Raw genomic sequence first — 11,275 nt, forward strand, 5'->3', positions numbered from 1 at the left:
CAGGCCTTCAGGCAGGTGGCGAGCAGCTACCCCGACCGGCACTGCCCCGCACCGCCTCGGCCAGTTTGCGCAGGTTGGCCTGGTGCGCATTCACCAGGCTGGTGATGCTGTTGTCAGCCGCCGTCTGCACCGAGGTGCGGCAGGTCAGCTCGGCCTGCCCCGCCAGCTTCAGGCGCCACACGGCCTCCAGCGAGGCGTAGCGCCCCGGCACCGTGTCGAAGCGCTGTACGTCCACCCGCAATGCCGCCTGGCCGCCACCCGCCGGCCCACCCAGCTGGTCCTGCAAGGCACTGCGAAACTCATCCACCAGGTTGGCACCCCACCATTCCGTCTCAAGAATGGCCAGGCCACTCTGCCCTTGGCGCACCACCAGTTGCGGGCGGTCCACCTGTGGCGGCACCACTACCCGAGTGACATGGATGTGCTGGCCGCTGTCACGCATCGGCTCGCTCGGCACCAGCGTGTGATAGTTGTTCGGCGTACTGCTGCAGCCCCCGAGCCAGACCAGCAGGCTGGCTACACACGCATTGCGCAGTCGTTGCATCGGCTGTCTCCTCAGGGTTCAAGCTCTGCGGCCCCGGCTGCTTTCGGCCGCCCACGAATCAGCGACTCGGGATGCCGGCCCAGGTAGTCCGCAAGGTCACGCAGCGAACGCGACATGCGCTCCAGTTCGTCCAGCGTTTCACCCATCCGCTCGCGCTGCGGCGAGTCCTCGGAAATGGCCGCATTGGCCGTGCGCAGGGTCTTGTGCACTTCGTCCAGCGCCACCTTCACATCCGGCAGCGTCTGGCCATTGAACTGCTTGAGGCTGGCGCGCAGCTCACGCAGGCTGCCATCCAGGTTGCTGGCGATGCTTTCCAGCGGCAGCTTGGCAATGCGCTCGACCACCCGTTGCAGCTGCTCCTGCAACTGCTCCAGGCTGCCCGGCAACGTTGGGATGGTGATGGGGTTGGCGGCTATGTCGAAGGCCACCTTGGGGGTATCCGGGTAGAAGTCCAGGGATATGAACATCTGCCCTGTGATCAGGTTGCCGCTACGCGCCTGAGCCCGCAGCCCGTGTTCGACAAAGGTGCCGATCAGCCGCCGCGCCCCATCCTCATCGCCCTCGGTGTGCTTGAACACCGCCAGCATCTTGCGGTGCACCGGCCCCAGCCGCTGCGGGTAGATCACCGCATCGACCACCACCGGGAAGGACTGGCGCTCGGCATCGTAGTCAAGCTTGATCGAGGTGACCCGGCCGAACTCCACGCCCTTGAACTCCACCGGGGCACCCACCGACAGGCCGCGCATCGCTTGGTCGAAACGCAGTTGCAGGTATTGCGCCTTGCCATTGGGAGGGGCCAGCGCGGACTCTCGGTCGGCAAACAGCTGGAAGCGGGCCTGATCGGCTGCAGGCTCGGCTTGCAGCGCAAAATCGGGCGAGCCAAAGGCCAGCCCGCCCACCAGGATCGATGACAGCGATTCGGTATCGACTTTCAGGCCGTTGGCGCCAATCTGCATGTCGACGCCACTGGCATTCCAGAAGCGGCTGTCAGCGGTCACGAAACTGTCGTAGGGAGCCTGCACGAACACGCCAATCTCCACCCCCTTGCCGTCACCCTGCAGGGCAAAGGACACCACCTCACCCACCGGGATCTTGCGGAAGTAGATCGACGAGCCAACATCCAGCGAGCCCAGGTCACTGGCAGTGAGGAAAAAGCGCTTGCCCTTTTCGTCGAAGGTAATGGGTGGCGGCAGTTCCAGGCCGACGAAGGACTTCTCCGGAGCTTTCGATTCGCCGGAATCGGCCCCGATGAAACTGCCCGACAGCAACGTGTCGACCCCGGAAATCCCGCCCACGCCGATGCGCGGGCGCACCACCCAGAAGCGCGCGCCCTGAGTGGCAAACGCGCGAGCATCGTCGGACAACTGCACCTTGGCGACCACGCTTTTCTTGTCGTCGGCCAGGTCCACCGTAGTGACTTCGCCAATCACCACGCTGCGGTACTTGACCTGGGTCTTGCCCGCCACCAATCCCTCCCCGGAGTGAAAGGAAATGGCAATGACCGGGCCCTGCTGCATCCAGTTGCGCACCACCAGTGAAGCGCCAATCAGCATGGCCAGGATCGGCACGATCCACACCAGCGACACACTCCAGCGCCGGGTGCGCACCTCAACCTGCCCCGCGCCTTCGCGCCCGTCAGTTTGCTGCGCCATCAGTGCGGCCTCCCCTCGTTGGCATGGCTATCCCAGATCAGGCGTGGGTCGAAGCTCATCGCAGAAAACATGGTCAGCACTACCACCATGCCAAAGAACAGGATGCCCACCCGCGGCTCGATGGTGCCCAGCCCGCGCAGTTGCACCAGCGCCGCGACCAGCGCTACCACCATGACATCCAGCATCGACCAGTAGCCGATGAGCTCGACGAATCGGTACAGCTGCGAGCGCTGTCGGCAGGCCCAGGTAGAGCGGTGCTGGGCGGTAAACAGCAACAGGCCGAGCGAGAAGAACTTGATGGCAGGCACCCCCACGCTGGCAATGAAGATGATCAGCGCGATGTCCCAGGCGCCGGCCTCCCAGAATTCCAGCACACCACCACCGATGGTGCTGTCGCTGCCACTGCCAAGCATTTCGGTGTGCATCACCGGCAGCAGGTTGGCAGGGATGTAGAACACCAGCGCCGCCAGCAAAAACGCCCAGCCCCGAGCGATGGCATTGGCCTTGCGCCGGTGAATGGCGGCGCCGCAACGGGTGCAAGTGTGTGCGTCGCTGCTCAGGTCACAGGCCTGGCCGCAGCCATGGCACAGGCAAAGGCCCAGCGCGTCGGCGTTGGCCGGGTTATTCATACCTGCACCCACAAGTCGCGGATGTCCTTGCCGGCGATATGGATGATCAGCATGCTCAGCGCGGCCAGGGCCACCAGGCCGATGCCGGGGATCACATCGAGCAGCCCGGCCAGCTTGATCACCGCCACCATCGCCCCCAGCAGGCACACTTCCAGCATGCTCCATGGCCGCAGGCTTTCCAGGCCGCGCATGCACAGGGCAAAGCCTGGGGCACGCTGGCCGGCCAGGGCAAAGCTCAGCACCCAGCACAACACGGCAATCTGCAGCAGCGGCGCAAAGATGATCGACAGCGCCATGACCAGGGCGATGAAGGTGATGCTGCCGTGGCTGAGGATCTGCACCGCATCCCATAACGTCGCCGAATGGGTAAGGCCCTGCATGCCGATGGTCATTACCGGGTAGGCGTTGGCGAACACCAGCAGGATGCCGCCGGTCACGCTCAAGGCCAGCCGCTGTTCGACGGTCAATGACGTATGCCGATACAGCACACCGCCACAGCGCAGACAGAGGGCCCGCTGGTGCTTGAGCAGTGGTGCACGCTGGTACACCGTGTCGCAGTACTCACAGATGATCAGATCTTGGGGCTGGGCCATGTCGATTCCCACGGATAGACCTGCAAGCCGCACCTAAGTCAGCAAGCCTAGACGGGAAATCTACAATGCGTCGGCGTATGTGCCCCTTGTCGCAAACCACTGGGCAGGTGCTGCCGGCCCGGCCTCAGAACTTCGCCAGTTCTTCCCGGCAGAACTCCACGAACAACTGCGCAGGCTTGGTCAGCTGCACTCGCTTCAACCACGCTGCTGCCAGCCCCGACAGCGCCACCGGCTCGGCGATATCCAGCATGGCCAGGCGCTGGCCGTCGTAGGTGTATGCCGAATGCGGGCGGGTCACCAACAGCGAAAAACCGAAGCCCTGCCCGACCATGCCACGCACCATCTCGATCGACGGCGAACTGAAGACGATGTTCGGCGTCAGGCCCATCTCGTTGAACAGGCTGACGAAGTAGGTCCGGCTGGGGGCCACGTCCAGCAGGATCATCGGCTCCGGGCACAGGTCGCGCAGCGATACCTGGGCCTGGCCGGCAAAGCGGTGGTTCTCAGGCAACAGCACGTAGGGTTTTTGCGGTGGCATCAGTGGCTCGGCTTCGATGGTGCCGTCCAGGTCATGATCGTAGAGAAACGCCAGGTCGAACGTTCCGGCTGTCAGGCCCTGAATCAGCTCTTGCTGTTCGCCGTCGCGCAGGCGGATATCCACGCCCGGGTAACGCTGGCGAAAGCCGGCGATCAGGCGCGGAAGATACAGCGGTGCCACGGTTTCAAAACAGCCGATGTCGATCTGCCCGGCCACGGTGTCGTTGTCGGCCAGGGCGTTCTGCTCGAATTCGTGGGCCATCTGCAGAAGCGATCGGGTCTTGGCATAGAAGCGCTTGCCGCTGGGCGTCAGCGACACGCCCTGGGCGTGGTGGCGAATGAACAACTGCACACCGAAGCTTTCTTCCAGGCTCTTGATGGCCGTGGAGATGGACGGCTGGGCGATGTACAGCTGGCGCGAGGCCTCGGCAACGCTGCCGGCCTCCACGGTGGTGACGAAGTACTTGAGTTGTCGCAAGGTGTAGGTAGCCACGGGCACCTCTTTGACGCCGGTGTGGGCGCGCTGGGATCATGCCTCACACTTTAACCCTGCCCGCTGGCGGATGGGGGCCGGGTGATGAAGGATTTACCTATGGCTTGAGCAGGTTTTTTATAGCGCACCGGCCTGAGCCCGGGGCTAGCTGCTGGCCAAAAACCCCCAAACGTCTTTACTGATACCCAACGGCCTCAGGAATACGGTATACGCCTATGAAGATCGTGGTCAGCAGCATTCTCGTCGACGACCAGGCAAAGGCCCTGGCCTTCTACCACTACGTACTCGGTTTCGAGCCCAGGCACGACATTCCCATGGGCCGGCACCGCTGGCTGACCCTGACCTCACCTAACGATCCCCATGGCGTCGAACTGCTGCTGGAGCCAGACGCACACCCGGCAGCCAAGGTGTACAAAGCGGCCCTCAAGCAGGACGGCATCCCCGCCACCTCGTTCGGCGTACGTGATATCCAGGCTGAATACACTAGGCTGTGCGCAGCGGGCGTGCAGTTTACCCAGCCGCCCACCGACATGGGCCCGGTCACCGTGGCCGTGTTCGATGACACTTGTGGCAACCTGATCCAGATCGCCCAGAAACACTGACAGCCTCACCCCCACGCGCACCAATAAGGAAAACAGATGCGCCACGAATTCAGCGAAGTACTCAACGACCTGGTCGATTACTTTCTGCTTGGTGATCTCCAGCTACTCGAGCGCTTCAAGCAGGACCATGCGCTACCGGACGACCTGGCCTATGCCTTCACCCATGACGACAGCGGTGACAAGGCCGTGCGTGAAGGCATCGTGCTGCCGCTGGCCGGGGTCGACAACCTGCCCTACCGCATCCTGTTCACCCTCGATGGCCACACCCCGGCCCTGCGTGAGGCCGGCAGCCGTCTGAAGCACCGGCGCAATGGTTATGTGCTGCGGGTCGAGTACGGGGCGCTGATGCTGTACACCTGGCGCATACTGCAGCACTTCACGCCCAAGACTCTGGGTGACCTGATTGCCCGCTACCAGGTGCCGGGGCGGCCGGTCATCGAGCTGGACAATGGCTGGTATGACGTAGAAGTGCTGGCGGGAGCGCTGGTGCGTGACGGGCTGTACGAGCCGGCGTTCGAGTTTGTGTTGAAGAAGCGCTGGAGCCGGGGTGAGGCTGCGCAAGTGGATACCGGGTATGCCTTTGGCTTGCGTGGCTACTTCGACTGATCGATAGCCTGTGCCGGCCTCTTCGCGGGCTCGCCCGCTCCCACAGGTACAGCACAAGTCTCGAAAGCTGTGCAGTTCCTGTGGGAGCGGGCGAGCCCGCGAAGAGGCCGGTACAGGTGGCACCACCCTTCAGGTGTGGCTGATGTCCCGGTCCTTGGTCTCCGGCAGGAAGAAAATCCCCAGCACCGCCGTCATCACCGCGATCACGATCGGGTACCACAGGCCGTAATAGATATCTCCGGTCGCCGCCACCATGGCAAACGCCACGGTGGGCAGGAAGCCACCGAACCAGCCGTTGCCGATGTGGTAAGGCAGCGACATCGAGGTATAGCGAATGTGCGCCGGGAACAGCTCCACCAGCCAGGCGGCAATCGGCCCGTATACCATGGTCACGTAGATCACCAGAATGGTGAGCAACAACAGCACCATCGGGTAGTGGATCTTCGCCGGGTCGGCTTTTTCCGGGTAGCCGGCTTCTTTGAGCGCACCACTCAAGGTGGCGGTAAACGACTCGCTTTGCACTTTGAAGTCCGCTGCCGCCAGGCTGCTGCCTTCAAAGCTTGGGAGTACCCGCTCACCGATACGAATCTGCGCCACGCTGCCAGGCTCGGCCGCCTGGTTGGTATAAGGAATGGCGCGCTTGGCCAGCAGGCTCTTGGCAATGTCGCAGGAGCTGGTGAATTTGGCCTTGCCTACCGGGTCGAACTGGAACGCGCAGCTGCCAGGGTCAGCCAGCACTACAACCGGGTTCTGCTCCTGGGCGACAAACACGTCCGGGTTGCCGTACTCGGTCAGCGCCTTGAAGATCGGGAAGTAGGTCAGCGCAGCGATGATGCAGCCGGCCATGATGATCTTCTTGCGGCCAATACGGTCAGACAGGCTGCCGAAGAAGATGAAGAACGGCGTGCCGATCAGCAACGAGCCGGCAATCAGCAGGTTGGCCGTTTGCGGTTCGATCTTGAGCATCTGCAACAGGAAGAACAACGCATAGAACTGCCCGGTGTACCACACCACGGCCTGCCCGGCGGTGCCGCCCAGCAGCGACATGATCACCACTTTGAGGTTGTCCCAACGGGCGAAAGACTCGGTGAGGGGTGCCTTGCACGCTTTGCCCTCGGCCTTCATCTTCAGGAACACCGGCGACTCGTTGAGCTGCATGCGGATGTACACCGAAATCGCCAGCAGCAGTATCGACAGCAAAAACGGCACCCGCCAACCCCAGGCCTCGAACACTTCGGTACCCATGATCGTGCGGCAAGCCATGATCACCAGTAGCGAGAGGAACAGCCCCAAGGTAGCGGTGGTCTGGATCCAGGCGGTGAAAAAGCCGCGCCGGCCCTTGGGCGCATGCTCGGCCACGTAGGTGGCCGCGCCGCCGTACTCACCGCCCAACGCCAGGCCCTGCAGCATGCGCAGGGTGATCAGGATAACCGGTGCTGCAACGCCGATTGAAGCGTAACTGGGCAGCAGACCCACCACGGCGGTAGACAGGCCCATGATGACGATGGTGATGAGGAAGGTGTGCTTGCGCCCGATCATGTCGCCCAGGCGGCCGAACACGATGGCGCCGAACGGCCTTACGGCAAAACCGGCGGCAAACGCCAGCAAGGCGAAGATGAACGAAGTGGTTTCATTGACCCCGGCAAAGAAGTGCTTGGCAATGATTGCAGCCAGGGAGCCGTACAGGTAGAAGTCGTACCATTCGAACACCGTGCCCAGGGACGAGGCGAAGATGACCTTGCGCTCCTCTCTGGTAATACCGCGTTGGGGCGCGCTACTGCCCGTGGATGCGCTGTCGATAACCGCCATGGGTTGCCTCCGTCTTGTCGTCATGCAGGCCGGAGCACCTCACAACCACTTCACCGTCGCACCCAGGCCCTGGGCTTGCTTTGGTTGCGCGAAGCACGACAAGGCGGGCCGCCTCGGATCGCAGCAAGGTAACTGAAGCATAATCGGCTTTGCCGGGATATCCACCCGCTGGGCCATACAGAAGAGGGCGGCATGAACGAAACGGCAACACCGGGCTGGCAGGGCGACATCTGGTTGGCTGACGATCACTGCCTCCTGCGGTCCACGCTAGGCAGGACCGACAGCCACGTGCACTACGCGCATCAGGTGCTTGTCGGCCTCGGTACGCAAGTCGCGGTGCGCCTGGGCGAGCGGATCTGCAGCGGCCCGCAGGTGCTGATCGCGTCGCGCCAACCCCATGCCATCCTAAGTCATGGCGTACCCTGCCTTACCTTGTTCGCCGAACCGCTGGCGTTCGACCTGGCAGACCTTGCCCAGGTCTGCGAGCAAGCCGGCAACAGCGCAGAGGAACTGGCAGATCGCCTTAGGCGCTGGCCGCGCCGCCCGCTCGACCCGCGCCTGGAGAAAGCGCTCGTGCGAATCCGTGCTATCGACGAGCAGACCTTGCCGGCCCAGGAACTGGCCAACACAGCCGCGCTGTCGATCAGCCAACTGGAACGCCTGTTCAGCGGCTCTCTGAAATTGTCAGTGCGCCGGCTGGTGCTGTGGCAGCGCTTGCGCGTGGCCCTGCAACGGGCGCTGAGCGGCGCCAGCCTAACAGAAGCGGCTTTGGCTGCGGGGTTTGCCGACTCGGCGCATTTCACCCGCAGCGTTCGCCACCACTTCGGCCTCAGCCCCGGGGCGGCTTTGCGTCACTTGCGTCTACGTACGCTCGGCTAAGGCCTGGCGCAGACCTGCGGGTAATACCGCAGGCGGATGAACATCCCCGGCCACCCAAGGCTCACGTAACTGCGCCAGGTAGGCCTGCGGATAGTCCGGCCGGTCACCGATGCCCATGTCGTCGTCCGCCAGCGTATAGGCTGGCAGGTACAGCCGAGTGCCAAGCAGGCGGTCCCAGAGCGGAAAGAACAACGCAAAATTGACGTCGCCGGTGCTGCCGTACTTCAGGTGATGCAGGCGATGCACCGGTGCCCAGGCAAACACATGACGCAAGGCGCCAATGCGCATGTCCACATTACTGTGCTGCAGCAGCAGCTGGATAGACACACTGAACGCCAGCAACACAGCCACATCGACGGGTAAGCCGAGTAGCAGTAAAGGCAACGTGCCGCCCAGGGTTTCGAGCATCTGGTGCAAAGGGTGTTTCATCAAACCATTGAAGCCGTACAAGCGGGTGACACTGTGGTGCACCGCGTGCAGCCGCCACAGCAGCGGGCTGCGGTGGCTGGCGTAATGCACCAGAGTGATGCCCAGGTCGGCCAACGTAATGGCCAGCAACAACTGCAAGGCCAGCGGCCAGTGATCAGGCCAGAGGCCTGTTCCCGGGAGCCAGTGGGCAAGCAGCGGGATGGCCGCCACATTGCAGAGGGTCAGGCATTCGTTGATCAGTGCATGACACAGATCGCGCCGGCTATCGCCTTGAGCCTGGTTCCAGGCAGCCTTGTAGGGGATGAGTTGTTCGCAGGTCAATGACAGCACCACAGCACTGGCCAACAGTGGCAATAGCCACAACGGGTGGGCTGCCAAAGACAGTGCTGCGGCAATGAAACCGAAGAAGAACAGTGGGGCGTAAAGGGTGCGCATTGGGGGCTCCAGTTAGTCAGGAGCCACCAGTGTTGGCGCAAGGGACACATCGGCGCTTGAACGAACTGCGCATATAACCTGCAGCGGCATATCTGGACGTTGTGCAGGCGGGTTCACCTGCGAAGGCGGCGACACGGTGTATGGCACCGGCTTTGCCGGTGTTCGCGACTGAAGTCGCTCCCACAGGGTTTGTGCGGGCATTCGAAGCTGTTAATGCTGCCAGTATCAAAATCCCTGCAGCTGTTCAGAATGGGCTGCACACAACCCAAATTCATTCATTGCAGGAGGGGCTCGACTCATGAGCGAGGTACCGGACAGTTCGCTTTCCTTCTACCTGGGTCAGTGCAAAGACAAGAAACAAACTCACAACTACACCGCTTACGGCTACGACCCAAGCTTTCTGTCGCGAAAATCGTTGCTCGGGTTCAATGGCGAGCGCATCTCCCCAGTGACCAGGCACTATCCGCTAGGGAATGGTCACCGGCCCTATGACCCCTTCCTCATTCGTTTCAATACCCCTGACACGCTCATACCACCTGCGGTACTGGCCCCTTCAACTCGACCTGGTTGCCATCCGGGTCGTAGCAGTACAGGGACAGCCCCTCGCCTTCGGCGCCATAACGTTTTTCTGCGGGCTCCACCTTTACTCCGGCGGCTTCCAGGTAGGCGGTCAACGCGGCCTCGTCGAACGGCTCGATACGCAGGCAGAAATGGTGCAGGTTGCGCCCCTCCAGCCCCGGCGCCACACCACCCGGGCGCCCCAATGGGCCATCCAGGGTCACCAGGTCGATCATCGCCGTGCCTGTGGCCAGGTGCACCATACCCAGGTCTTCGCGCACGCGGCTGACATGGCAGCCGAGCAGCCCGGTGTAAAAGGCAACACTGCGTGGCAGGTCGCTGACCCGCAGAACCAGATGGTCTATGTGCTTGATAGCGAACGGTCGCATGCGGGCTCCTTGTGCCGTGGGTGCGAATGCCTTCGCCACCATAGCCCAGCTTCGCCCGGCCTGGCCAGAATCAGCTACTCGTTTACCAACCGTTGCAACATGCCCCCTTCATGCTGCGCCAGGATACGCAGCAGCTGGTCGACCAGCGCCCGGTCCGGGGCATCCAGGTGGAAGTGGTGCCCACCCGGGTGCCACGAAACCTTCGCCTGGCTGGGCAAGGCTGCCTGACGCCGGGTAAAGCCCTGGCCGGTGAATGCCCCCTGGCGACCGAACAGCAGGTACAACGGGCAGCGGATCTGGTTGAGCAGGTCGCAGGCGTCGCGCTCGGTCAGCGGCATGGGTTCGGGCAATACCAGCCGTGGGTCGTGGCGCCAGCAGTAGCCTTCACCCACTTGCAGCAGGTCGCGCAACGCCAATAGCCGTGCGGCACTGTCCGAAAGCTCGGTATCAAGGCGCTCGCGGCGTTGCGCCAGGGCGGTGTCCAGGTCATTGAAGCGGCCGAGGTCGGGTTCGGCAAAACCCGGCAGCTGGCTGCGCTGGACCATGCGTTTGAGCCGATAGGCCCGCGCCAGGTGCTGCACGCGGTCATTCTCGGCCACGGTGAACGGCGCACCCATGCCGTCGAGAAAAGTCATGCTGGCAATACCGCTGGTCATGGCCGCCAGCAGCGACGCTACACCGGTGCCCATGCCATGGGCCAGCACGTGAAATTGCGTCAGGCCCAGGCTGTCGGTTACCGCCAGCATGTCTTCGGCATGCTCCCAAAGGTAGTAGCCACTGTCGTGGCGGCGATGGTCGGAACGGCCGTGGCCGACCAGGTCGGGGGCTACCACGAAACAACCATCGAGCATCGGTGCCAGGCGCTCGAACGAGGCGGCATTGTCCAACCAGCCATGCAACGCCAGCACCGGGATGCCGTCCTCCGGCCCCCAACAGCGCACGGCGATTTCGATACCGTCCAGGTCCAGCAGATGGTCCTTGGGATGGAGCGGCGCCCGCATGTTGTTGATCTCCCTGACAGGGGCCTGGCGCGTACTCGTCAGGCCGACAACCCACCTTGGCCCAGCCTGCCCGGCTGTGCTGGCCCCAAGCCGACAGGCACATACGCGTAACCGACGGC

Annotated in this window: 12 protein-coding genes and 1 pseudogene; 4 read left to right on the plus strand and 9 right to left on the minus strand. The window is 63.0% G+C overall.

The features are described 5' to 3' along the window. Positions 1-7: 7 nt before the first annotated feature. The 5 genes from P0Y58_19385 to P0Y58_19405 form a co-directional block, all read right to left on the minus strand. Positions 8-544: a PqiC family protein gene (locus tag P0Y58_19385; protein WEK29059.1), complete on the minus strand. Its 537-nt coding sequence runs from the start codon at positions 542-544 to the stop codon at positions 8-10. A gap of 11 nt (positions 545-555) precedes the next feature. Further along, complete coding sequence (locus P0Y58_19390; GenBank protein ID WEK29060.1) at positions 556-2,196, minus strand: MlaD family protein; 1,641 nt, start codon at positions 2,194-2,196, stop codon at positions 556-558. Then, entirely contained in the window at positions 2,196-2,825 is a 630-nt protein-coding gene (locus P0Y58_19395; protein ID WEK29061.1) for a paraquat-inducible protein A, read from the minus strand. The genes P0Y58_19390 and P0Y58_19395 overlap by 1 nt, the downstream gene beginning before the upstream one ends. Continuing rightward, positions 2,822-3,418, minus strand: coding sequence for a paraquat-inducible protein A (locus P0Y58_19400; protein ID WEK29062.1), 597 nt, complete (start codon positions 3,416-3,418; stop codon positions 2,822-2,824). Before P0Y58_19400 ends, P0Y58_19395 begins: the two co-directional genes overlap by 4 nt. A 124-nt stretch (positions 3,419-3,542) precedes the next feature. Then, positions 3,543-4,448 carry a LysR family transcriptional regulator gene (locus tag P0Y58_19405; GenBank protein ID WEK29063.1) on the minus strand — a complete coding sequence of 302 codons (906 nt, stop codon included), beginning with the start codon at positions 4,446-4,448 and terminating at the stop codon, positions 3,543-3,545. A gap of 215 nt (positions 4,449-4,663) precedes the next feature. Between P0Y58_19405 and P0Y58_19410 the strand changes: the two genes are divergently transcribed. Both P0Y58_19410 and P0Y58_19415 read left to right on the plus strand, forming a co-directional pair. After that, positions 4,664-5,050 carry a VOC family protein gene (locus P0Y58_19410; GenBank protein ID WEK29064.1) on the plus strand — a complete coding sequence of 129 codons (387 nt, stop codon included), beginning with the start codon at positions 4,664-4,666 and terminating at the stop codon, positions 5,048-5,050. A gap of 36 nt (positions 5,051-5,086) precedes the next feature. Further along, complete coding sequence (locus tag P0Y58_19415) at positions 5,087-5,656, plus strand: hypothetical protein (protein ID WEK29065.1); 570 nt, start codon at positions 5,087-5,089, stop codon at positions 5,654-5,656. 129 nt (positions 5,657-5,785) lie between these two features. Here P0Y58_19415 and P0Y58_19420 read toward each other — a convergent pair whose 3' ends face one another. Continuing rightward, positions 5,786-7,465 (minus strand): MFS transporter, encoded by a 1,680-nt coding sequence (locus tag P0Y58_19420; protein ID WEK29066.1) that lies wholly within the window; start codon positions 7,463-7,465, stop codon positions 5,786-5,788. 192 nt (positions 7,466-7,657) lie between these two features. Here P0Y58_19420 and P0Y58_19425 point away from each other — a divergent pair, with 192 nt between their 5' ends. Next, on the plus strand, positions 7,658-8,344 hold the full coding sequence (locus P0Y58_19425) for an AraC family transcriptional regulator (protein WEK29067.1): 687 nt from the start codon (positions 7,658-7,660) through the stop codon (positions 8,342-8,344). On the opposite strand, the gene P0Y58_19430 is transcribed toward P0Y58_19425, so the two are convergent. Next, entirely contained in the window at positions 8,327-9,208 is an 882-nt protein-coding gene (locus tag P0Y58_19430) for a sterol desaturase family protein (GenBank protein ID WEK29068.1), read from the minus strand. The genes P0Y58_19425 and P0Y58_19430 overlap by 18 nt on opposite strands. 334 nt (positions 9,209-9,542) lie before the next feature. Between P0Y58_19430 and P0Y58_19435 the strand changes: the two are divergent. Next, positions 9,543-9,743 (plus strand): annotated as a pseudogene (locus P0Y58_19435) (hypothetical protein). Here P0Y58_19435 and P0Y58_19440 read toward each other — a convergent pair. Next, on the minus strand, positions 9,736-10,155 hold the full coding sequence (locus P0Y58_19440; GenBank protein WEK29069.1) for a VOC family protein: 420 nt from the start codon (positions 10,153-10,155) through the stop codon (positions 9,736-9,738). The pseudogene P0Y58_19435 and the gene P0Y58_19440 overlap by 8 nt on opposite strands. Positions 10,156-10,229: 74 nt before the next feature. After that, positions 10,230-11,156: an alpha/beta fold hydrolase gene (locus P0Y58_19445; GenBank protein ID WEK29070.1), complete on the minus strand. Its 927-nt coding sequence runs from the start codon at positions 11,154-11,156 to the stop codon at positions 10,230-10,232. Positions 11,157-11,275: the final 119 nt, after the last annotated feature.

It is taken from the genome of Candidatus Pseudomonas phytovorans, from assembly GCA_029202525.1.
Lineage (GTDB): Bacteria > Pseudomonadota > Gammaproteobacteria > Pseudomonadales > Pseudomonadaceae > Aquipseudomonas > Aquipseudomonas phytovorans.